This window comes from Cupriavidus sp. PB-02 (assembly GCF_058252315.1).
Window position 1 is genome coordinate 1,870,806 of sequence record NZ_CM177694.1, and the last position, 20,639, is coordinate 1,891,444.

At 63.6% G+C, this 20,639-nt stretch carries 19 protein-coding genes and 2 pseudogenes; 13 read left to right on the top strand and 8 right to left on the bottom strand.

Annotated elements, in window-relative coordinates; translation table 11 throughout:
• Positions 1-33: 33 nt before the first annotated feature.
• Together AC10V3_RS08960 and AC10V3_RS08965 are read left to right on the top strand one after the other, a co-directional pair.
• Positions 34-1,014: a Bug family tripartite tricarboxylate transporter substrate binding protein gene (locus tag AC10V3_RS08960; protein WP_022534878.1), complete on the top strand. Its 981-nt coding sequence runs from the start codon at positions 34-36 to the stop codon at positions 1,012-1,014.
• A gap of 73 nt (positions 1,015-1,087) precedes the next feature.
• Positions 1,088-2,782, top strand: a complete 1,695-nt coding sequence (locus tag AC10V3_RS08965) for a sigma-54 interaction domain-containing protein (protein WP_490923535.1) — start codon at positions 1,088-1,090, stop codon at positions 2,780-2,782.
• Positions 2,783-2,825: 43 nt separating this feature from the next.
• Here the strand turns inward: AC10V3_RS08965 and AC10V3_RS08970 are convergent, their stop codons facing one another.
• Positions 2,826-4,184 carry an MmgE/PrpD family protein gene (locus AC10V3_RS08970; protein WP_022534880.1) on the bottom strand — a complete coding sequence of 453 codons (1,359 nt, stop codon included), beginning with the start codon at positions 4,182-4,184 and terminating at the stop codon, positions 2,826-2,828.
• 235 nt (positions 4,185-4,419) lie between these two features.
• On the opposite strand from AC10V3_RS08970, the gene AC10V3_RS08975 reads away from it, so the two are divergent.
• The 8 genes from AC10V3_RS08975 (at position 4,420) to AC10V3_RS09010 (ending at position 12,393) form a co-directional block, all read left to right on the top strand.
• The gene (locus AC10V3_RS08975) at positions 4,420-5,802 is read left to right on the top strand and encodes an MmgE/PrpD family protein (RefSeq protein WP_022534881.1); all 1,383 of its coding nucleotides are present in this window, start codon (positions 4,420-4,422) and stop codon (positions 5,800-5,802) included.
• Between the two features lie 2 nt (positions 5,803-5,804).
• Complete coding sequence (locus tag AC10V3_RS08980) at positions 5,805-7,163, top strand: MmgE/PrpD family protein (RefSeq protein WP_022534882.1); 1,359 nt, start codon at positions 5,805-5,807, stop codon at positions 7,161-7,163.
• A 398-nt stretch (positions 7,164-7,561) separates the two neighbouring features.
• Positions 7,562-8,752: an acyl-CoA dehydrogenase family protein gene (locus AC10V3_RS08985; RefSeq protein WP_022534883.1), complete on the top strand. Its 1,191-nt coding sequence runs from the start codon at positions 7,562-7,564 to the stop codon at positions 8,750-8,752.
• A gap of 14 nt (positions 8,753-8,766) precedes the next feature.
• Positions 8,767-9,243, top strand: a complete 477-nt coding sequence (locus AC10V3_RS08990; RefSeq protein ID WP_022534884.1) for a MaoC family dehydratase — start codon at positions 8,767-8,769, stop codon at positions 9,241-9,243.
• A 25-nt stretch (positions 9,244-9,268) separates the two neighbouring features.
• Entirely contained in the window at positions 9,269-9,682 is a 414-nt protein-coding gene (locus AC10V3_RS08995; protein ID WP_041681028.1) for a Zn-ribbon domain-containing OB-fold protein, read from the top strand.
• Complete coding sequence (locus tag AC10V3_RS09000; RefSeq protein WP_022534886.1) at positions 9,679-10,857, top strand: thiolase C-terminal domain-containing protein; 1,179 nt, start codon at positions 9,679-9,681, stop codon at positions 10,855-10,857. The genes AC10V3_RS08995 and AC10V3_RS09000 overlap by 4 nt, the downstream gene beginning before the upstream one ends.
• A 34-nt stretch (positions 10,858-10,891) precedes the next feature.
• A complete protein-coding gene (locus AC10V3_RS09005) occupies positions 10,892-11,362 on the top strand; it encodes a MaoC/PaaZ C-terminal domain-containing protein (RefSeq protein ID WP_022534887.1) in 471 nt (156 codons plus the stop codon).
• Between the two features lie 146 nt (positions 11,363-11,508).
• Positions 11,509-12,393 carry an alpha/beta fold hydrolase gene (locus AC10V3_RS09010; protein ID WP_022534888.1) on the top strand — a complete coding sequence of 295 codons (885 nt, stop codon included), beginning with the start codon at positions 11,509-11,511 and terminating at the stop codon, positions 12,391-12,393.
• Positions 12,394-12,532: 139 nt separating this feature from the next.
• On the opposite strand, the gene AC10V3_RS09015 is transcribed toward AC10V3_RS09010, so the two are convergent.
• The 3 genes from AC10V3_RS09015 to AC10V3_RS09025 form a co-directional block, all read right to left on the bottom strand.
• Complete coding sequence (locus AC10V3_RS09015; RefSeq protein ID WP_349606042.1) at positions 12,533-13,366, bottom strand: SDR family NAD(P)-dependent oxidoreductase; 834 nt, start codon at positions 13,364-13,366, stop codon at positions 12,533-12,535.
• The gene (locus tag AC10V3_RS09020; RefSeq protein ID WP_349606041.1) at positions 13,363-14,625 is read right to left on the bottom strand and encodes a CaiB/BaiF CoA transferase family protein; all 1,263 of its coding nucleotides are present in this window, start codon (positions 14,623-14,625) and stop codon (positions 13,363-13,365) included. The genes AC10V3_RS09015 and AC10V3_RS09020 overlap by 4 nt, the downstream gene beginning before the upstream one ends.
• Positions 14,626-14,794: 169 nt before the next feature.
• The gene (locus AC10V3_RS09025; RefSeq protein WP_490923673.1) at positions 14,795-15,889 is read right to left on the bottom strand and encodes a porin; all 1,095 of its coding nucleotides are present in this window, start codon (positions 15,887-15,889) and stop codon (positions 14,795-14,797) included.
• A 214-nt stretch (positions 15,890-16,103) separates the two neighbouring features.
• Here AC10V3_RS09025 and AC10V3_RS09030 point away from each other — a divergent pair, with 214 nt between their 5' ends.
• The 3 genes from AC10V3_RS09030 to AC10V3_RS09040 all read left to right on the top strand — a co-directional run bounded on the left by AC10V3_RS09030 (position 16,104) and on the right by AC10V3_RS09040 (position 17,876).
• Complete coding sequence (locus AC10V3_RS09030; RefSeq protein ID WP_349606038.1) at positions 16,104-16,334, top strand: hypothetical protein; 231 nt, start codon at positions 16,104-16,106, stop codon at positions 16,332-16,334.
• Positions 16,335-16,547: 213 nt separating this feature from the next.
• On the top strand, positions 16,548-17,513 hold the full coding sequence (locus AC10V3_RS09035; RefSeq protein ID WP_022534892.1) for a Bug family tripartite tricarboxylate transporter substrate binding protein: 966 nt from the start codon (positions 16,548-16,550) through the stop codon (positions 17,511-17,513).
• Between the two features lie 144 nt (positions 17,514-17,657).
• Entirely contained in the window at positions 17,658-17,876 is a 219-nt protein-coding gene (locus AC10V3_RS09040; protein ID WP_022534893.1) for a type 2 periplasmic-binding domain-containing protein, read from the top strand.
• A 94-nt stretch (positions 17,877-17,970) separates the two neighbouring features.
• Here the strand turns inward: AC10V3_RS09040 and AC10V3_RS09045 are convergent, their stop codons facing one another.
• From AC10V3_RS09045 to fghA, 4 genes and pseudogenes are all read right to left on the bottom strand, one after another.
• A complete protein-coding gene (locus AC10V3_RS09045; protein ID WP_490923540.1) occupies positions 17,971-18,591 on the bottom strand; it encodes a hemerythrin domain-containing protein in 621 nt (206 codons plus the stop codon).
• 142 nt (positions 18,592-18,733) lie between these two features.
• Positions 18,734-19,114, bottom strand: a pseudogene (locus tag AC10V3_RS09050) (hypothetical protein); the annotation flags it as partial.
• 144 nt (positions 19,115-19,258) lie between these two features.
• Complete coding sequence (locus AC10V3_RS09055) at positions 19,259-19,639, bottom strand: VOC family protein (RefSeq protein ID WP_022534896.1); 381 nt, start codon at positions 19,637-19,639, stop codon at positions 19,259-19,261.
• A 159-nt stretch (positions 19,640-19,798) separates the two neighbouring features.
• Positions 19,799-20,638: pseudogene (fghA, locus tag AC10V3_RS09060) on the bottom strand (S-formylglutathione hydrolase); the annotation flags it as partial.
• Position 20,639: the final 1 nt, after the last annotated feature.

A 20,639-nucleotide genomic window follows, 5' to 3' on the forward strand; every position in this document is an offset into this window, starting at 1 on the left:
CATCCACATAAGAGAAAACAGGAGACAAACGAGATGAACAGGCGTCAATTTGTCCGGGTTGCCGGCGGCGTGTCGTTGGCGGTCGTGGGTGGCGGAGCGAGCGCGAAATCGACGCTTTATCCCGCCAAGCCCATCCGCCTGGTCGTCAGTAGCGTGGCCGGCGCTTTGCTGGACTCCGCCAGCCGCCTGTATGCCGACCGGATGTCCCAATACCTGAAGCAGCCGGTGGTGGTGGAGAACATGCCGGGCGCCAGTTCGATGCTGGGCGCCCGCTATGTCGCCCGGGCCGCGGCGGATGGCTATACCCTGCTCGCGTTCGCCAATACCGTGGTCACGATGCCTCATCTGGTCAAAGGTGCCGGTTACGATTTCGACAAAGACTTCATTGCCGTCGGGGAAATGGCGCGTTCGCCGGGGCTGCTCGTGGTCGGAGGGCGGTCGCCGTTCAGGACGCTGGCGGATCTTGTCAAGGCCGCGAAGAGTAAACCAGGGGAGGTCACATTCGGTTCCGCGGGGCAAGGCAGCACGTCGCACCTGCCGGTGGAATTGTTCGTGAAAAGCGCCGGCATTCGTCTGACGCATGTTCCCTACAAGGGGGTCGCTGCTGTCGTCCCCGACGTGATCTCCGGGCGTGTGACCTGCATGATGGGGACCGGGACCTCGCTGGTTGGCTCGATCCAGGCGGGCTCGCTGCGGGCCCTTGCCATCTCCTCCGATACCCGATCCGCCAAATTCCCCAACGTTCCTACCTTCAATGAACTGGGCTATCCGGAAGCCACATACAGCATCTTCGTCGGGCTCGCCGCGCCGGCCGGAATTCCCGAGACCGTGCGGGCCAGGCTGGCGGATGCCATGGAGGCTGCCCGTTCCGATGAAACGCTGCGAGCCCGCCTCGCGGCGCTGGATCAGGAGATCTCCGAAGTCCGGACACCGGCGAAATTTCAGGAGTTCCTGCTGGCGGAGGAAAGACGGACCATCAAGTTGATCAAGGACGCCAATATCCAGCCGGAATGACATGGCGAAGCGCGGTCTGGCAAGTCGACCGGCGGCCCGGCCGGTGCTGAAGCGACCCCTCACGGTGTAGAAGATGAAGCGTGAACCAGAAGGAATTCTCGTCCTGGACGAGCATGGGAGTCCCACGTTTTCGAGCGGCCTGGGCCAGGACGCGCGGATCTCGCAATCGCTGTGCCGGCTCTGGCAGAACCGTACGCGGGTGCCCCTCAGGCGCCTGTTGGCCCTGACGGATCTGGACCGTCCGATGACGGTCGCGACCATCCCCACGCGGGATGCCGCTTGCTTTCTGGTCTTCGATGCGCAAGAGGCGGACGAATTCAGCGAATTCCTGGCCAGTGTCGACTCGGCGGAGGACATCCTCCGTCATTTCATCACCGATCCCTACAAGGCGATGGTGGTCGTCGACGCGGACGGAAAGATCAGCTATATGAGTCCGGTCCATGAGCGCTTCTTCGGCCTGCGCCACGGCGAAGCGATCGGCAAGCATGTGACAGCCGTGGTCGAGAATACGAGGCTGCACGAGGTCGTCGCGACCGGGAAGGGGCAGGTCGCTCAATTGCAGGAGATGAACGGCGTCACGCGTATCGTCTCACGGCTGCCCGTGCTCGATCGCAGGAAGCGCGTGGTTGCGGCGATCGGGCAGGTGATGTTCAAGGGGCCGGAGTCCATCCGGCGACTGACCGGCGAGCTGGCCCAGGCGAAGCAGGAACTGGACTTCTATCGGCGCGAACTCTCCGGCATCCGTAACCGGACGTACGGGCTGGAGCAGATCGTTGGCAGCAGCGACTCGGTGCGCAAGCTCAAGGACGACATTCTGCGTCTGGCACCGCTCGACGTGCCGTTGTTGCTGGCAGGTGAAAGCGGGACCGGCAAGGAAATGGTCGCTCATGCCATCCATATGCTGAGTCCGCGCAACGACAAGCCGCTGGTCCTGGTCAACGCTGCGGCGATGCCGCCGAATCTCGTCGAGAGCGAGCTGTTTGGCTACGAGCCGGGCGCCTTCACCGGAGCGGACCGGAAGGGCAGAAATGGCAAGTTCGAGGCCGCCGATACCGGCACGCTGTTCCTGGACGAGATCGGCGACATGCCGGTCGACATGCAGGTCAAGCTCCTGCGCGTGCTCCAGGACGGCAGGTTCGAGCGGATCGGCGGCGACCGTGCGCGGCACTCGGACTTCCGGCTTATCTCGGCCAGCAACCGCGACTTCAGGTCCATGATCGCCGACTCGAGCTTTCGGCTGGACCTGTTCTATCGCATCAGCGCGGTCACCTTGCGCCTGCCTCCCCTGCGCGAGCGCCTCGAGGATATCCCCGAGCTTGCGGATACCTTCCTGGAGGCATTTTCCGTGCGACACGGCACGCCGAAGAAATCCATCTCGGAGTCTGCCATCGGCTTTCTGCAGTCTCGCGCGTGGCCGGGCAACATCCGCCAGCTCCAGCATGCGATCGAGCGGGCGGCGATCTTCTGTGACAAGCCCATGCTCTCCATCAAGGACTTCGGCACGCTCGACGGTATCGACCGGCCGCTAAACAGCCTTCAGGCCGGTGGCTCAACGTCCGGCACCGAAGCTGGCAGCGGCGAGATCCGCGAGGCCACGGAGCGGGTGGCAACCGAGATGATCCTCGCGGCGATGCAGCGCACGGGCGGAAACAAGACGCGCGTCGCGGAGCAACTGGGCATCTCGCGCTCCTACCTCTACAAGCGACTCAGCATGATGGAGCCCGCGCGCAACGGTGAGTCGGCGTCGCGCCAGGCCGGCATCAAATGACGTGCCCCCGGGGCGGCCGGGCTATCGGCCACTCCGGGACCCCTCAGGCGAGCAGTTGCAGCACGGACGAGAACGGCCTGCCATCGCGCAGTCCGTGGACCGCCGCGATGAGTGCATCCGCATCGACGCGCGAGCGGCCGAAATCCAGACAATCCAGCACCTTGTCGCGCAGTTGCGCGGCCGACATGCGCTTCTCCGGGCTGCCGCCGACGTGCTCGGTACTGATCGCCAGCCGCTCGCCATTGGAGAGTTCCACGTCAAATGCGACCGGCACCATGCCCAGGAATGGCAGCCCCTCGTCCGCTTCGATCGTGATGCGCTCGCCTGCGAAGGCGCCCACGCGCTCGTCGCGGATCGCCGTCGCGGTGAAATCGCCGATCCGTACGGCGCCGCGTTCGAGGCCGACTGCCACGGTGTAGGCGATACTGAACTGCGCATCGACGACGCCGGCCGAGCGGTGGTCGAACTTACGCCCCACCATGTTCACGGCCTGGCTGCTCACGCGGATCTGGATATGCCTGACATCGCCGAGGCGCAAGCCCTGCGCGTGCAATTGCAGCGCCAGGTCGATCGGCGCGTGGGTGAAGCGGCACGCCGGATAGGGCTTCAGGCTCAGGTCCACCGGCAGATCGCAGCGCTCGATGTCCGCGCGGACAGCGTCGAAGTCGAACTTGCCGTCCTGGTACAGATTGACGAAGCCGGCCTTGCCTTCAAAGACGTTGCGCGGCCCGTCGATGCCAGCCTGGGCGAGCGCTGCGGACATGACCACGTTCTTTACCATCTGCGCCGGCTGGAAACGCTTGGCGAGGCTGCCGTCGACAATGGATTGCAGGCTGCCGGCGGTTTGCGTGAGCTGGTGGCCGAGCGCATTCACGGTGGTCTCGGCATCCCAGCGCCGCAGTCGCGCGATCGCAAGCACGGCACCGACCGAGCCGCTGATCACGCTGTAGTTCCAGCCGCGCGAGCCCTTGGGGCCGCCGGCACGGCCAATGCGCATCGCGCCGTCGACGCCGACGGCCAGCGCGGTGAGAAAGTCGCGGCCGTCGCAGCAGGCGCGGGCTTCCTCGACATCGGCGATCAGCCCAGGCAGCACCATGCCGTTGGCGTGCAGCGGCACCTTGTCGTCGGTGTCGTCATAGTCGAGAGCGTGCATGCTGACTGCGTTGAGGAACGCGGCGAAGGGCGCGCTGGTGCGGCCGAAGCCGCCCCAGACCGAGCACTCGCCGGTGCCCCAGTGCGCGAGCGCGCCGCGCGCCTCGGCCAATCCGGGAGCGTGCACGCCAGCCAGGGCGCAGGCGAGGCTGTCGACGAGGCCGTCGACGGTGGCGTCGACAACTTCGTCGCGGAGTTTGTCGTATTCGCGGCTGATGGCATTCGAGGCGAGCAGATAGGCGATATCCATGGTGGCATAGGTCAGGTTGGAACGCGTCGAGTATCGGTCGGCGGAACGCGGGGAGCCAGTCGCTTTTGTTCGCTGCCAGCGTAAGTCGGCCTTACGTTGTGCGATGGCCCGACGGTGCGGGTCGTGCTGGTTAGATTTCGCTACGCTCGCTCAAATTAATCTGACTCGACATGCCGCGGCGCGGCCTTTGACAATACGAGAACACCACCCGTTGCCTTTCCCGGAGATCTTCTCGATGACACAAGCCGCCGACCTTTCCCGCGATTTCGCCAACTCTATCGCGAACGCCCGCTATGGCAATCTGCCGCCCGAAGCCGTGGAGGGTGCGAAGAAGAGCATCCTGGATACGCTCGGCGTGATTCTGGCGGCGACCGGGGTGGAGCCGGCGGTAAAGGGGGTGAACGCGATGGTGCGCGAGGCCGGCGGCGCGGAGCAGAGTACGCTGCTCGGTTTCGGGGGGCGAGCACCGGCGGTCTGGGCGGCCTTCCACAACGGAGCGATGGCGCATTGCCTTGACTTCGACGACCACGCTCCCGAAGGCCACCACCCCAGCAGTTCGATCGTGCCCGCTGCGTTGGCGTTGGCGGAGCGCGCCGGTGGTATCTCGGGGCGCGACCTCATCGCCGCGGTCGCCGCCGGCCAGGACATGTTCCTGCGCATGCGCCGCAACGTCGCCAACCGGCAGGACTGGCATCTGACGACGGTGATCGGCGTCTATTCCGCGACGGCGACCGCGGCCCACGTGCTGGGGCTCAAGCCGGAGCAGATCGTCAGCGCGTTCGGCATTGCGGGTATGCAGTGCTGCGGCACGATGGAGCTGGCTTATGGCGTTGGCAGCGACCTTCGTGGCATGTATGCGGGGTTTACGACCAAAGGTGCCGTGCTCGCCGCGCTGATGGCGGAACAGGGTGTGAGCGGCGTCAAGAGCATGTTCGAGGGCAAGGCCGGGTTCTTCAATGTGTACTTCCGCGGGGAATACGACCGCGAGAAGATGCTGCAGGGCCTGGGCGAGACGTACGACGGCGGGTCGATTCTCTACAAGCCGTGGCCGTCCTGCGGCGCTTCGCACGGCTTTATCCATGCCACGCTGACGCTGATGAAGGAGCACAAGCTCACCATCGGCGATATCGAGCAGATCCGCGTGAACGTCGGCGACTTCCAGAAGCAGCTGTGCGAGCCGATCGAGAGCCGCCGGCGCCCGGCTACGCCGGCGGATGCCAAGTTCAGCATCCCCTACTGTGTGGCCGTCGCCGCGACCAAGGGGCAGGTGAAGGTGGCCGATTTCTTCGGCGACGCACTGAACGACCCGCACGTGCTGGCGGCAGCGCAGAAGGTCGTGCCGGTGGTCGACGACAGTTTCAACTGGAAGAGCATGCTTCCCAAGGGCCGGCTCGACATCGTCACGCGTGACGGCCGCACGCTGTCGCGGGTAGGTGAGAACGTCCCTGGCGACGAGGAATGTCCGATGAGCTGGGAGTACCTCTACGAAAAATTCCGCGACAGCGCCGCGCTGGCGGCGGTAGCGCCTTCAGCCGAGGGGATCCGCAAGGCCCAGGAAATGGTGCGGCATCTGGAGGCACTGGACGATGCCACCGAAGTGCTTCGCGTGTTGGCTTGACCATGGACGCAACCACGCTTCGCATCGCACGCTATGTGGCGGCGGCTGATTTCGACAAGCTGCCGGAAAGCGCCATACACGAATGCCAACGCCGCGTCATCGACAGCGTGGCGTGCGCGGCCGCCGCTCATGGCGAGCCGTTCTGCGCCACTATGCGGACGTTCGCCGCGCGCTACGCCGGAACGCCCGGCGCGCGAATCTGGGGGGCCGGCGCGCGCACCTCGATCGAAATGGCGGCATTCGCCAACGGCACGATGCTGCGCTACCTGGACTACAGCGACACGCATCTCGGCAGGAGCAACGGGCACCCGAGCGACATGATCGGTGGGCTCATCGCGGTGGCCGAAGCCTTCGGGCTGAGCGGCAAGGACCTTGTCACCGCGATCGTCGTCGCCTACGAGGTCTATTGCGGCCTGTGTGACGGCGCGGCGCTCGCTGCGCGCGGCATCGACCAGGGAACGTGCGCGGCGGCGGGTGCCGCCGCAGGTGCGGCGCGGCTGCTGGGCCTCGGCGAAAAGCAGGCCGGCGAGGCGCTGTCGATAGCGCTGTCCTCCGCTCTCCAGCTCTACAACGTGCGCACCGGCGATCTGTCCGACTGGAAGGGTTGCGCCGGTCCGAACGGCGCGCGCAACGGCGTCTTCGCCGCGCTGCTGGCGCGCGAAGGTGTATCCGGTCCTACCGCGGTCGTGGAGGGCAAGGGCGGCATGCGGGACGTCGTCGGTGAACTTGACTGGCAGGTCGGAGCGGGCGGGCCGCCGCGCATCGTCGGCACACACCTCAAGCTCCACCCCGTCTGCTATCACGGCCAGGCGGCCGTCGACGCGGCGCTGGCCTTACGAGATAGGGTGTCCATCACGGACATCGCGTCGATCGAAGTCGAAACTTACGAGGCGGCCTTCCGCGCGATGGGTGCCGACCCGACCCGCTGGGCCCCAACCAATCGCGAAACCGCCGATCACAGCCTGCCCTATGCGATTGCCGTGGCCTTGCTGAACGGCCGGCTGACTTCTGCCGACTACGAGCAGGAGCGGCTCGGCGATGCGGGGACGAGACGCTTGATGGAATGCATTGGGGTCTGCAGCTCCCCCAAACTCACCCTGGAATTCCCGGCGCACTCGCGCAGTCGCATCACGATCCGTGACAAGGGTGGTGCCACGTACAGCTACTTGCAGACCGACCCCAAGGGCAGCGCAGCGAATCCGCTCACCGACGCTGAGCTGGAGTCGAAGTTCATCGATCTGTACGGTCCGTGGGGCAATCCGTCGAAAGCCCGTCGGTTGTTGGACATGCTGTGGTCGGTCGAGCGTCTCGGCAGCGTTGCGCTGCTGGTCGATGCCCTCTGCGAGACGGCGGTCCCATAGGCGTACGGCGTTGCCGCGCTTCCCGCCGTGACCAGGGATATGGCGACGGACGCTGCCTGAGCGCGAGTGGCGCGCGCGTGCCCACGCGGCCTTCCACTGTCCGCGCTCGCCACGCCTGCCGCCGCATGACCCGGCGGCCGGCGTGAATCCCATCTCCAAATTCGCCCCTTCCCGGCTGTCCCATCCGCACGGCCGGATAGCGTTCGCCTTGCTCCATGCACCCGCGTTCATCATCAAAGCTCCCGCGAGGCAGGTAGCTGTCCTTATCGGATTCGCGCGCGACCCGGCGTTAGGAAAAGTTACCGTGGTCGGCAAAAAAAGCGACTCGACTATTGTTCCCGCCAACTCGAAACTTGACCTCACAGCATGAGCGCTGCAGTCAAACCAAGGAAACCAACATGTCCGCTATCCCGACCTCCTTTGAACAGAACTCCTCCCACGGCGTCACGCTGGATGACGTGCTCCAGGCCACGCAAGCCGTCACGCGGAACTTCGGCGACGAGTACTTCGCCAAGCTCGACAAGGAAGAGGCATTCCCGCACGACTACATCAAGGCGCTGATGGATGCCAAGCTGCATACGGTGATGATTCCCGAGCAGTACGGCGGCATGGGACTCGGCCTGCGCGAAGCGTGCGTCATCGTCGAGGAAATGCACCGCTCGGGCGGCGTCGGCTCCATGATCCACGGCCAGATGTTCATGATGGGCATTCTTGCCCGCCACGGCACGGACGAGCAGAAGCGCAAGATTCTCGAGGAAGTGTGCGCGGGCCGCACGCGTCTGCAGTCCTTCTCGCTGACCGAGCCGAACGCGGGCACCGATACCGCGAAGCTGCAGACCAAGGCGTGGCGCGAGGGCAATGAATGGGTCATCAAGGGGCAGAAGCTCTGGACCTCGCGCTTTGACTACACCGACGCGTTCATGGTGTTCGCGCGCACCAGCGCGCCGAAGGACCCGGCCAAGCCGCACCAGGGAATCTCGGCCTTCCTGGTCGACAAGCGCCAGGTCGATCCCAGGCAGTACACCAGCCGCAAGATCGACGTGATGTTCAACCATCACACCTTCGAAGTCTTCTACGACAATATGCGCGTGCCCGAGACTTCGCTGATCGGCGAGGAGGGTAAGGGCTTCAAGTACCTGCTCGACGGTCTGAACGCCGAGCGCATCATCATTGCTTCCGAGGCGATTGGCGACGGCCGCTGGTTCGTGGACAAGGCGGTCAACTACGCCAAGGAGCGCGTGCTGTTCGGCAAGCCGATCGGCGCCAACCAGGGCGTGCAGTTTCCCATCGCGCTTGGCTACGCGCATCTGGAAGCGGCGGACGCTTTGCGCTGGAAGGCGGCAGAGAAATTCGACCGCCGCGAGTCGTGTGGCGGCGAAGCCAACATTGCCAAGATGCTCGCCTCAGACGCCTCGTGGGAACTCGCCAACGTCTGCATGCAGACGCACGGCGGATTCGGCCTGGCCCGCGAATACCACATCGAGCGGCGCTTCCGCGACACCCGCGTGTTCCAGATCGCACCGATCTCACCAAACATGGTCCTGAACTACGTCAGCCAGCACGTTCTCGGCCTGCCGCGTTCCTACTAAGCCAGGAGAGCAAGATGAACGAAGGACTCTATTTCGAGGACTACACGGCGGACTGGACCTACGAGTCCAAGGGGGTGCCCGTCACCGAGGAAGGTATCGCCGGATTCGTCGACCTGCACCGGTTCCATACGCCGACCTTCATGGACCGAAGCTATGTCGAATCGACCAGGGAGTATGGCGCGCGCATGGCACCCGGCCTGCACGTACTCAGCCTGGCAGAGGGCGCGATCCTGCAGGCGGGGCTGACGCGGCGCCGCGGCATCTTCCTGATGGAACTGACGCCGAAGTTCGTGAAGCCCGTCTTCGCTGGCGACGCGATCAAGGTTCACGTGCGGTTGGAGTCCAGGCGCCTGACCAGCAAGCCGGACCGGGGCGTGGTCACGACTGCGCACGAGGTGAAGAACCAACGGGGCGAGATCGTGATGACGTATGACTCGACGCGGATGATCCGCACCCGCGCCTACGTCGAGACGGCCGCCACCGCGAACTGACAACAGGAGAACGTCCGTGCAAGCAATGTTACCGAAGCCGGTGGCCAACGCCGACTCGCAGACCTACTGGAACGCCGCCCGCGAGCGGCGTCTCATGATCCGCAAGTGCAATGCCTGCGGTCAGCTCCACTTCATGCCACGGTACTTGTGCCCGGCGTGCTGGTCCGACAACCTCGCCTGGATTGATGCCAGCGGCACCGGGCATGTGCATAGCTTCAGCGTGATCCGGCGTGCCTCGGATCCGGCTTTTGCCTCACTTGTGCCCTACGTGATAGCGCTGATCGAGCTTGACGAGGGTGTGCGCATGATGGCCAACATCCTCGGCGACGACGCCCTTGACGTCGCGATAGGGGACCCGGTGAAGCTCACGTTCGAGGATCGCGGCGACGGCGCCATGCTCCCCCAGTATGAACGGATTGCCGCGCGGAGCATGCGATGAAGAAGCCTGCATCCCTGAAGAACAAGGTCGCAATCGTCGGTGTCGGCGAATCCGAGATCGGGCGTGTGCCGCATATGTCGGGGCTCGGTCTGAACGCGCAGGCCGCCAGGCGCGCGCTCGACGACGCCGGACTGAAGGTGTCCGACATCGATGGATTGCTGACGGCCTATTCGTTCACCGAGCCGTACTTCATGCTCGGCTCGGTGCTGTGCGAGTACCTGGGCTTGAAGCCTCATTTCAATGCCTCGATGGTGGTCGGTGGCGGAAGTCCGGCGGTCATGCTCAAGCATGCCGCAGACGCAATCGCCGCCGGCCAGGCCGAGACCATCCTGGTCTGCGCCGGCGAGAACCGAGCGACCGGACAGTCGCGAGACGCCACCGTCAGCACGTTGCTCGCGGTGGGACATCCTTACTTTGAGCAGCCCTACGGCGGCTCGATTCCGGGCTACTACGCGATGATCGCCCGGCGGCACATGCACGTGTATGGCACGACGCGGGAACAAATGGCCCAGGTCGCCGTGCAGGCACGCAAGCATGCGCTGCTGCATCCGAACGCACATATGAAGAAGGCGATAGAACTGGAGGAGGTCCTGGACGCGAAGCCGATTGCCGATCCACTAGGCATGCTCGATTGCTGCCTGATCTCCGATGCGGGTGGCGCGTTTATCGTCACCTCGGCCGAGCGTGCGCGTGACCTCAAGTGCAAGCCGGTGTATCTGCAGGGCATTGGCGAATACCACACGCATGAGCACCTGATGTGCGCGCCCAGCCTGACCGAGTTCGGCGCCACGGAATCCGGGCGGATCGCATATGACATGGCAGGGCTCGGGCCGGGCGACATCGATGTCGCGCAGCTGTATGACTGCTTCACGATTGTGCCGATCCTCGAGCTGGAGGAACTGGGCTTCGTGAAGGCCGGAGAGGGCGGCGCGTTCTTCGCGGAGGGGCATGCGGGCCTTGGCGGCAAGCTGCCGGTCAACACGCACGGAGGCATGCTGTCGCATGCGCACGCTGGCGCCGCGGGCGGGTTGTTCGGCATCGTCGAAGCGGTGCGCCAGCTGCGCGGCGGCCTGGGCGCGCGCCAGGTGAATGGCGCCGAAGTCGCACTCGTCCACAACGAGGGCGGCATCCTGTCCTCGCATTGCACCGTCATTCTCGCCAACGACCGGGGCTGAGGCCCTGGTCCCGACAAATTAATAAAGGATTGCCATGACCATTGCTTCCACGCCGCGCGGCAAGTATTTTGAAGACTTCGAGGTCGGACAGGAGTTCATCAGCCCGGCACGTACGATCACGCTCACGGACATCGTCAACTTCGCTTGCCTGTCAGGTGACTTCAACGAAGTCCACACGAACTTTGAATACTGCAAGACCACTTCCTTCGGCGAACCCATTGCCCACGGCCCGCTGGTGTATGCCGTGATGGCTGGCCTGCAATATGCGAGCGGGATCAACGACGGCACGTTGCTTGCCTTGCTGCAGAATGACCTATGGCGGATGCTGTTGCCGGTCAAGCACGGCGACACCATCCGCGCTCGCGTCAGCGTGCTCGAGAAGAAGGAGACGAGCAGGCCGGATCGCGGCGTGGTCGTGGTCCGGCGAGAAGTCATCAAGCAGGACGAAAGCGTCGCGCAGGAGATGCGGACGACCTTCCTGTACCGTCGTCGGCCCAAAGCCTGACGGCTGCCAATCTACCATTCCGGCCTGCAGCCCGATGCGGGATACCGGCTTGTTGGGCTCCGCTGCAACGCTGCACCGGGGCCCGCGTGCCTGGCTCGACCGGCTCCGCTCGCAGCGGCGCGTTGGCTGCCATGATCATCACAGCAATGAAACCCTACACCCGACTTCCCGGCACTCCGGTGCCCCTGCACAAATGGGCCGGCGACGGCGGACTCCGGCTTGCCGGCGATTCATGGGGCGATCCGCAGGGACCGCTGGTGCTGTTGCTCCACGGGGTGGGACAGACGCGGCATGCGTGGCGCGCGACGGGCAGGATGCTGGGTGCTGCCGGCTACCACGCGGTGGCGTTTGACGCGCGCGGCCACGGTGACTCGGACTGGGCAGCGGATGGCGATTACTCCCGCGACGCCATGATTCGTGACTTGAAGAGCCTCGTCGCGGTACTTGGAAAGCGGCCAGCGCTGGTAGGCGCGTCGATGGGCGGCGCCACCAGCCTGATCGGCGTTGGTGAAGGGCGCATCGATGCCAGCGCACTGATCCTCGTGGACATTGCACCGCGCACGGAGTCTTCCGGCGTGGCGAAGGTAAAGTCTTTTATGCGCGGCACGAGCGAAGGCTTTGGTACGCTCGAGGAAGCCGCCGATGCCATTCACGCTTATCGCCCGCGCGCCCAGGGGGCACGGGTACCAAACGGACTCGCCAAGAACCTCCGGCTGGCTACGGACGGCAGATACCATTGGCACTGGGATCCCCGGCTTATGGAAAGGGAGCGCGAAAGCGACGAACGACGCATCGAGGCGGCGCGCCACCTCGAACTGCCGACGCTGCTGGTGCGCGGTGGCCGGTCGGACGTCGTCAGCGAGGAGGGGGCACGCGACTTCCTGTGTCTGTGTCCGCGAGCGGAGTTCGTGAACATCGCCGGAGCCGGCCACATGGTCTCGGGCGATCGCAACGACGTCTTCGGGCATGCGGCGCTCACGTTCCTGCGGCGTGCCGTGCCGCCCGCCAGCCAGGCAGTACCAAAGGCGTGAACGGCGCGCCGTTGGAAACCGGAGGGCGTGCAGATACCTGGGAACGCGGATGAAGGCCTGCGTTGCGCGTACTCATGGTTTCGCTGCTGAATTCCTCGCGAGCGGCAGGTCTGCCGCCCTCGAGGATCGACTCCTTGCATCAGGAGTAAGTTGCCCCGCCAGTCGCGCTCAGCGTCGCTCCGGTGATGTGACTCGCGGCACCCGACACGAGGAAAGTAGCCACCGACGCAATCTCATAGGGCTTCGCGAGGCCAAACGGCGCCTGCGAAGCGATCTTGTCGAACACCTTCTGCCGGATCGCCGTGAGTTCGCCGCCGGCAAATCGTTCATACACGGGCGTGTCCTCGACCAGCGTGACGCAAAGGGTATTGACGCGCACCTGCGAGCGTGAGAGCTCCTTTGCCATGACCTTGGCGGCCATGATGAGCCCGCCGGAGTGGATGGCCACCGTCGTCTGTCCGGGCGTCGGAAAGCGACCGCCTTCGGACGTGACGAACAGAATGGACCCGCTCCCGCGTTCGGTCATGTGCGGCACGACCGCATGTACCGGGTTGAGCTTGATGCGAACCGTCCTGGCGACCTGGTCCGCGATGGCGTTCGGCTCGACCTGGCCGATCACGCCTTGTGCGGCGGGCGGAGCGCCGGCGCTGGCTACGAGGATGTCCACCTTGCCGAACGCGTCGACCACGTGATTGGCCAGACCCATTGCCTGTCCGGCGTCCTCGATGTCGGCCGCAACAAAGGCACCTTGTCCGCCCGATGACTGGATGGATTCGATCAAGGCCGCGCCGGCGGCCTGGTTGCGGCCGGTCGCGACGACGAACACGCCTTCCTGTGCCAGTCGGATCGCGATGGCCTTGCCCAATCCAGCCGTCGCGCCTGTGACGATGGCGACCTTTTTCTGCTGGTTATCCGCTCGTTGTGTCATATCGGCCTTTTGATAAGTGGTTGCATGCCTGCCGACAAGAATCATCTAGAGGATTCACTGGAGGCACGGGATGACTTCGCAGCCCCGAAGGCGCCCGCCGATTCCAGCCGCGCAATCTCAGCGGAACAGAGGCCGAGTTCCTTTTCCAGCACCGCAACGCGATGCTCGCCAAGTCGCGGCAGGCGCAATTGTTCCTGCCCGGTGCGGAAGCGGGACGGATCGGCCGGCAGGCGAAGGGTGCCGCCCAGGCCGTCGTCGACTTCCTGCAGCGCGCCACGCTGGCGCAGATACTCGTCATTGAGCACCTCGTTCATGCTGAGCACTGCCGCAACGGGGACATCGGCCTCGTTCAGCTTTGTTGTGATCTCCGCGCGCGTATGTGCGCGGGTAAAAGTCTCCGTGATGGCATTTACCTCGTCGTGGCGCTTCGCGCGCTCAACGTAAGTCGCGTAGCGATCGTCGGTTCCCAGCTCGGGACGTCCCATCGCAACGCAAAGGCGGCGCCAGAAATCGTCGCGATTGACGCCGATGTTGATGAAGCCGTCCGATGCGGGGAACGCGCCGTATGGCACGCCGTGAAAATCGTTGGAGCCGGCGAACGCGGACAGGGCGGCGTCGGCAATCTGCACACGTGCCAGTGCCACCGAAACCATGGGAAGCGTGCATTCGATCAGGCCAAGGTCGAGGATTCGGCCCATGCCGTGACGCTCCTGATTGCGCAACGCCAGCAGAATCGCCCCATGCGCGGTCATGCCGGCGAGGATGTCGCCGAGCGCGAACCCGCACCAAACGGGATTGCCAGCATGGTCGCGTGTCAGACCGGTGGCACCGGTCATGGCTTCGGCCACGAGGGCGAGGCCGGCACGATCTGCAAATTCGCCAGCATCCTCCATCCCGAATCCCGAAATGCAGGCGATCACGAGCCGTGGATAGCGCTTATGCAGAGTCTCCGGATGAATGCCAAGTCGCTCCAGCGCTGCGGCGCGCATATTGGTGATGAGCACGTTTGCGGATTCCAGCAGGCAGTGCACGACCTTCAATCCTTCAGCGTTCTTCAGATCGAGCGCAATGCTTTGCTTGCCCCGGTTGAGTGCGCCGTAATGGGCCGAGACGGTGTGACCGTGCGCGTCCTCGCGCAGAGGAGCGCGCGATCGGGACAGTTCGCCGCCGGGGGGCTCCACCTTGATCACCTGTGCACCTTCTTCGGCGAGGAGTTGGCCGCAATACGGGCCAGCGATGAGATGCGTCAGCTCGATGACCTTGATGCCTTGCAGCGGCGGTGGCATGGATTTATCGTGGTTCATGTCTGGGACCTGGAAAGAAAGGGGTAAGGGCAGTTTCGTGGCTGCCCAGTTTGGTGTCGAGTTGGAAATCTTGGGGGGATTGGTAAGACGCGCTAACCGCCCGGAGCGCAGAGGCGGGGCTGCGGACGGCGGTCAAGCGAGAGCTGACGGCATTGCGCCGCCAGCCCGGTCAGAACTTGTGGCGCAAACCGATGACGGTGCCGAACTGGTTGGCCCCGCCCATGACCGTGCCGAAGCCAACGCTGCCCGCGCCGAGGCCGAGAGACGACCCGTTGCGGTTCTTCGTATAGCCAATCGTGAGGTAGGCGTCGGTGCGCTTTGAGAAAGCGTAGTCAGCCGATGCCACGAAAAGCCAGGGATCGGCGTTGGTACCTGCGAAGTCCTGGTAGTAAGCCCCGGCATTGAGCGTCAGCGACGCTACCGCCTGCCAACGCGCCCCGGCCCACCAGAGATTGGAGCGTTGGGTTGCCTGACCAACGGGTGCTCCTGGAAACAGTGCGCCGTCGTACGCCTTCGCCCAACGGTAGCCCGTATAGATCGTGACGCTTCCGACGGAGTAGGTTCCGGCAACGACCGCCCGCCGCGTGGTTGCGTCCGGCGTGGAGGTCGTGGTGCCGGTGTTGATTTCGTCATACGCCGTAGCGAGGCTAAAGCCTCCGGAAGAGTAGGTCAGATTGCCGCCGAACTCGCGTCCGATCTTTGCTTCCCCCGGGATTTCGCTCCCATTGACCCTGGTGCTGTCCGAACCAAAGCTGTACATCGCCGATGCCTTGAGACCGCCGAACTGACCAACATATTTGGCAGTGTTATCGGCGCGCGATGCCAGCGCGATGTCCTGCACAAGCAAGGAGTATCTCGGAGCGAGACCGATTGGGTCGATCTCCCCTGCGATATCGAAGAGTGGGTTGTTTTGCCTGCCCAGCAGAAATGTTCCCCACCGTCCCCGCAGGCCCACATATGCGCTCCGCCCGAAAAGTCGTCCCCCTTGCGCGGAGCGCGCAGTATCGGATTCGAAGCCACTTTCGAGGACAAACAGAGCCTTCAGGTTGCTGCCCAGGTCCTCAATGCCGCGCAGCCCCCAACGTGAGCCCGAGAGGTTACCTGGCGTCATGCGAACGACGTCATGTCCGCCATTGGGCTGATGGTTGGCGTACTCAATGCCAGCATCTACCACACCATATAGCGTAATGTTGGATTGACCGTAGGCAGCGGAAGAGCAGATCACTGCGGTGGATACGGCCGACAGCTTCAGTCGGGACATCATTCTTTCTCCTGTGTTTATGTGGCTTATCGTCTCGACGAGGAATATTTCATTCCGTTTTGATTCGGCATATGCGTTCTGCATGGCGACTCGGAGGCCCGTCGATGTCATCATCACGCCGCGGCATCAGGTGTCTGCGAGACACGTACACCGATGTGCCAGGCGTCAGCCTGCGAAAGTTCCTTCAGCCGGCGCAGTGGCTTCAACAGCAAGTGCCATGCCTGAGATTGATCAAGACAGAGTGGGAGGCTGCGATTCGGCCATGCGCAGCGTGGCTCCGGATGAAGGCGCGCTTGCGCTGCCTGCTGATGCGATGTCGAAGCGGTGTCTTTCCTGTGTTTATGAAAGACGGATTGTTGGTGTGGGCGACAGTAAGGCCGCAATGTCAGATTGGCTTATTCATGGCAAGCGCGCTTCCGTGTCGCCCTTGCACAGCGAACAAAAATGATCGCCTAAACGGTGGACGCCCCCGTCAGAGGTTTGACGGTTAGCGCAGCTTACAGGCTGGGCTAGAAAAGACGACGCGACAAAGGTTAGCCCTATCGCCAAGAATCAATAAAACGCAACTGACCCGAAACGCTGGATTGCGTTCGCGATTGGCGCCAATACCACCAGCTATGCTGGAGATCACCGCGAGTGATCCTTCGTAAAGGAATATCCGATGCGACTATCAATCTCTGGCCCGATGCTGCTGGCCTCGCTGATTGCCTTGCCCATTGCTGGAGCGAATGCGAAGGAGGAGGGGCGCCCTCCGCTAAGGCTTGTCGTGCCATACGCGGCCGGAGGCACGACTGACTACGTCGCCCGGCTTCTGCAGAAGCCGCTTGGCGAACTATTGAACCAGCCGGTCATCGTGGAAAACAAGCCTGGCGCGGCCGGGGCGATCGGTACGGACTACGTTGCGAAGGCTTCGGCTGATGGAAACACCATCCTGTTCGGCAACCAGGGACCGAACGCGATCGTTCCATCCCTGAGAAGAACGCCTTACGATGCGCTGCGGGACCTTCAACCGCTAACGACAATCGCCTTCATGCCATTGGTATTGATGGTATCGGCAGAGAAGGGTCCCAAAACGCTAAAGGCTTTTATGGAGCAAGCGCGTCAGCCGGATGCTAGCGTCAACTACGGTTCATCAGGGATTGGCTCGCTTGCGCACCTGACGGGAGTCGAGTTTTCCCGCCTCGGCAAGCTTGACATGACGCACATTCCTTATCAGGGCGGATCGCTGGTCGCCAGAGGCTTGCTTCAGGGAGACATCCAGTGCAGCTTCGTGAGCGCGATTGAATCTGTAGCACTGGTGCAATCGGGAAAGATGCGATTCCTCGGCGTAGCGGCACGCCAGCGCATGGCCTCGCTACCCGAGGTCCCGGCGATTGCCGAAGATTTGCCGAGATTTGAAAGCGTCTTGTGGTTTGCGGCGTTCGCGCCCAGAGGCACCAGCGACGTCGATGCGAGGCGGCTTCGCGGCGCCCTGGTCAAGGCGGTAGAGCGTCCGGAGTTCCGCAAGTACCTTGCGGACCATCACGCGGAAGCCAGGGCCAGTACACCGGAAGAACTGACGCAGCTTATCCGGAAGGACATGGCGCATTGGGGCGGCGTGGCCCGTACGGCCAAGATTCCCATGTAATGCCGGAGGAGGTCGAATCCTTTCCGGAGTTATTTCCCGACGCAACGGACGCTGACGTAAATCGAAGCAATCTACACTTCACGGCTACCGACGTGGGCGGACGAACGCATATCCGACCCGATCTGCGGCAACCTGGCCGTCAATATGCTGCTGGGCCCCGCGGGGCTGCCTGCCGACATCGTCAACAGCCTCGCCACGCTGGTGCGGCAGTCGGTCACGGAATCGGAGGCCGTCAGGAATGTGCGGGAGCAGCTTGGCAGCCAAGACACGCCATTGACCGGCGAAGCCCTGCAGCGCTTCATCGCGCGCACGGGGTCGATCTATCAGGCCATGATCAGGACGGTAGGGCTCAAAATGGAATGATGGCCGCGCTGAAACCGGGCGCGCTCATGGCGGGCACCGGTCCACGGCAAAAGTTCTGGGCCGAGGCCCGGCAGTGCCGCGAAACGACCGACGTTCAGTGCATGGACGCGTTCGCTTCGCTGTCGATCTGCTTGCGCAAGGTTGCAAAGCGCTTCTCCACATTGGCGCCAAATAGGGGATCGGCACTGGCCCAATCGATCGCGGCGACCTCCGCCCAGTCCGCTTCGGTCAGGAACCGGGCGGCACGCGACATGACCTGTTTCTCCTCGGTGGACAGATGGTTACGGTAGTACACCAGGTACATGGCCGCGGCCGCTTCCAGTGCCGTTCGCGAAGTGACCACTTCGCTCTGGGCTTCGCGCAGGCGATTGAGCAATTCCGCGCCGACCGTGGCGATCACGCGATGTTCCTGCAGTAACCGGCTGATGATGATCCGTGTGCCGGGATCCCGTTCCACGAGCAGCGCGTAGGCAACATCCTCGCGGGGATGGTGCACGCAATCGCCATAGTTGCGCATGTAATGGATGATCGTGGCCATCAGGCCGTAGTCTGGCTGCTCGCCCTGATGGAAAGTGCTGACCTGCTGTTCTAGCAGGTCGAGCAGTGAGGCGAAATGGACATGGTCGGTATGCCAGGCGGCAAGCGGTGACGGGCTGGGGGAGGAAAGCGCGTCGGAAGGTGAAGTCGGCAGCGAGGTGACGAGCGGGGTGGCCATGGCGCCCTCCTGGGAAGCTGGGCAAGCAGATCGTTGAGTCCGATGCGAATTGGGACTCGCGGGGCTCTCATTGACACAGTAGTTGCCCTGCACGATTTGCGTCTGACGCAGATCAAAGCGGCGCCACCTTTCAGGATCATGTGCAGCGGGCCGCGTGCAGCCTTTCCCGGCCTATCTCAGTCCGCATCGCCGTGACGGTGTCTTTGTCCGTCTCAGGCAGGTCGTGGCTCGGATAGCGGGTGATGCGCGCCTGGGTCGGGGCGCGCCGGCGGCGGGCGAGGGCGAGCGGGTTGCCGGCCAGGTAGCCCGCCTCGGTCACCCAGGCGAACAGGGCGTTCAGGATCCGCAACGCAGCGTGCCTCCGTTGCCCGCATGTACCCAGGGTGCTACCGGTGATTCATGAGCGGTGGGGTTCGAACAGCGCGTTCAGGATCACCATGGCCTGGCGCACGCTACCGGGCGATAGCGGCCCGGCAAACGGGCGCCAGTCAGGATGGCTGGGAGACGACGGCCGCTCCCCGCTACAAGATCCTCCACGCCAGCGAGGCTTGTCACACAAAGTGCGGAAGACCCAATTTACATCGCCGCTCCGTGGCGACCAAAGACAGACGGCAAAGCCCACTCATCGCTCTGAACGTACCGCTCAGAGCGATGACACACTTATAGGTTACGCTGGATCGAAACAATAGGTACAAATCTTGTTGCCATCGGGGTCCCGCACATATGCCGCGTATGAGGTGGGGGTGAAGTTCCGGGGACCTGGCGCACCTTCATCCCGGGCGCCCAGGCTGATTGCGGCTTCATGGAAGGCATGGACCGCTGAGCGATTGGGGGCGGAAAAGCTAATGGTCCCACCGTTGGCATACGTGGATGGCAGGCCGTTCCCCGGCTTGGTGACCATGAATTCCGGGCTGTCTACACCCCATAGCGAGGCCGTGTCCAGATTCATGACGCGGCTGATGCCAAGTGCACCGAGAACGCCATCATAGAATGCGCGAGCACGCTCCAGGTCGTTGGTGCCTACAACAATATGGGAAAAGATTGCCATGTTCAAACTCCTTTGTGGGTAGAAAAAGAGTGGACACAATGCGCTATCAAGCATCAGTTGCCGCGCATTGGTCGGGTGTCGCTAAGCCGGCATCAACGTGTCCCGAAGTTGAGCATTCCAACTAGCAGCGCTGGTCAACAACGGGCGGCGGCATCCATTCAGGATGCTTCCATGGAAACGTACGTGATCCTCGATGAATGAAGCGATGAAGTAATAGCCATGGTCGTAGCCTTCATGTCGCCGGAGAATGAGTAACTGACCAATAGCGGCACAAGCCTCTGCAAACGCGTCGGGGAGAAGTTGTTCGTGGAGAAATTGATCCGATAGTCCTTGATCAATCAGGATTCCGTCCACGAAGGGAGGGTGAATCTGCTTCAGCATCAGCGAGGTGGCATCATGATCCGCCCAAACGCTTTTGGTATCGCCGAGGTAGCCGGTGAAAGCCTTCTGGCCCCACGGGCAGCGCGAGGGCGCGGCGATCGGCGCAAACGCGGACACCGAACAGAAGCGCTGCGGATGGCGCTGTGCCAGCACCAGCGCGCCGTGCCCGCCCATGGAATGCCCGAAGATGCCGACGCGGCTGGCATCGCCAGGCAGCGCAGTGGTGACCAGCCCGAACAACTCCTCCGCAACGTAGCTCTCCATGCGCCAGTGGTTGCTCCAAGGCGCCTCGGTGGCGTCGAGGTAGAAGCCGGCACCCACGCCGAAGTCCCAAGCATCGGCCTCACCCGGCACACCCGCGCCGCGCGGGCTGGTGTCGGGCGCCACCAGCATCAGCCCGTGCTCGGCGGCAAAGCGCTGCGCGCCGGCCTTGATCATGACAGTCTCTTCGGTGCAGGTCAGCCCGGCCAGGTAGAACAGCACCGGCACCTTGGCGCCGCCCTGCGCCTGCGGCGGCAGAAACACCGAGAATTTCATCGGCAAGCCGATGATGGCGGAGTCATGCCGGTAGAAGCGCTGCACACCGCCGTGGCAGCCGTGTTGCGAGATCAGTTCCATG

What these genes read in the sequence shown, in the direction of transcription:
- AC10V3_RS08985 (WP_022534883.1), top strand. Translation starts at nt 7,562, where the DNA reads ATGTCCGCTATCCCGACCTCCTTTGAACAGAACTCCTCCCACGGCGTC.
- AC10V3_RS09005 (WP_022534887.1), top strand. Translation starts at nt 10,892, where the DNA reads ATGACCATTGCTTCCACGCCGCGCGGCAAGTATTTTGAAGACTTCGAG.
- AC10V3_RS09030 (WP_349606038.1), top strand. Translation starts at nt 16,104, where the DNA reads ATGCCTGAGATTGATCAAGACAGAGTGGGAGGCTGCGATTCGGCCATG.
- AC10V3_RS08965 (WP_490923535.1), top strand. Translation starts at nt 1,088, where the DNA reads ATGAAGCGTGAACCAGAAGGAATTCTCGTCCTGGACGAGCATGGGAGT.
- AC10V3_RS09045 (WP_490923540.1), bottom strand. Translation starts at nt 18,591, where the DNA reads ATGGCCACCCCGCTCGTCACCTCGCTGCCGACTTCACCTTCCGACGCG.
- AC10V3_RS09055 (WP_022534896.1), bottom strand. Translation starts at nt 19,639, where the DNA reads ATGGCAATCTTTTCCCATATTGTTGTAGGCACCAACGACCTGGAGCGT.
- AC10V3_RS08975 (WP_022534881.1), top strand. Translation starts at nt 4,420, where the DNA reads ATGACACAAGCCGCCGACCTTTCCCGCGATTTCGCCAACTCTATCGCG.
- AC10V3_RS09020 (WP_349606041.1), bottom strand. Translation starts at nt 14,625, where the DNA reads ATGAACCACGATAAATCCATGCCACCGCCGCTGCAAGGCATCAAGGTC.
- AC10V3_RS09025 (WP_490923673.1), bottom strand. Translation starts at nt 15,889, where the DNA reads ATGATGTCCCGACTGAAGCTGTCGGCCGTATCCACCGCAGTGATCTGC.
- AC10V3_RS09000 (WP_022534886.1), top strand. Translation starts at nt 9,679, where the DNA reads ATGAAGAAGCCTGCATCCCTGAAGAACAAGGTCGCAATCGTCGGTGTC.
- AC10V3_RS08970 (WP_022534880.1), bottom strand. Translation starts at nt 4,184, where the DNA reads ATGGATATCGCCTATCTGCTCGCCTCGAATGCCATCAGCCGCGAATAC.
- AC10V3_RS08995 (WP_041681028.1), top strand. Translation starts at nt 9,269, where the DNA reads ATGTTACCGAAGCCGGTGGCCAACGCCGACTCGCAGACCTACTGGAAC.
- AC10V3_RS08960 (WP_022534878.1), top strand. Translation starts at nt 34, where the DNA reads ATGAACAGGCGTCAATTTGTCCGGGTTGCCGGCGGCGTGTCGTTGGCG.
- AC10V3_RS09010 (WP_022534888.1), top strand. Translation starts at nt 11,509, where the DNA reads ATGAAACCCTACACCCGACTTCCCGGCACTCCGGTGCCCCTGCACAAA.
- AC10V3_RS09015 (WP_349606042.1), bottom strand. Translation starts at nt 13,366, where the DNA reads ATGATTCTTGTCGGCAGGCATGCAACCACTTATCAAAAGGCCGATATG.
- AC10V3_RS08980 (WP_022534882.1), top strand. Translation starts at nt 5,805, where the DNA reads ATGGACGCAACCACGCTTCGCATCGCACGCTATGTGGCGGCGGCTGAT.
- AC10V3_RS08990 (WP_022534884.1), top strand. Translation starts at nt 8,767, where the DNA reads ATGAACGAAGGACTCTATTTCGAGGACTACACGGCGGACTGGACCTAC.
- AC10V3_RS09040 (WP_022534893.1), top strand. Translation starts at nt 17,658, where the DNA reads ATGCTGCTGGGCCCCGCGGGGCTGCCTGCCGACATCGTCAACAGCCTC.
- AC10V3_RS09035 (WP_022534892.1), top strand. Translation starts at nt 16,548, where the DNA reads ATGCGACTATCAATCTCTGGCCCGATGCTGCTGGCCTCGCTGATTGCC.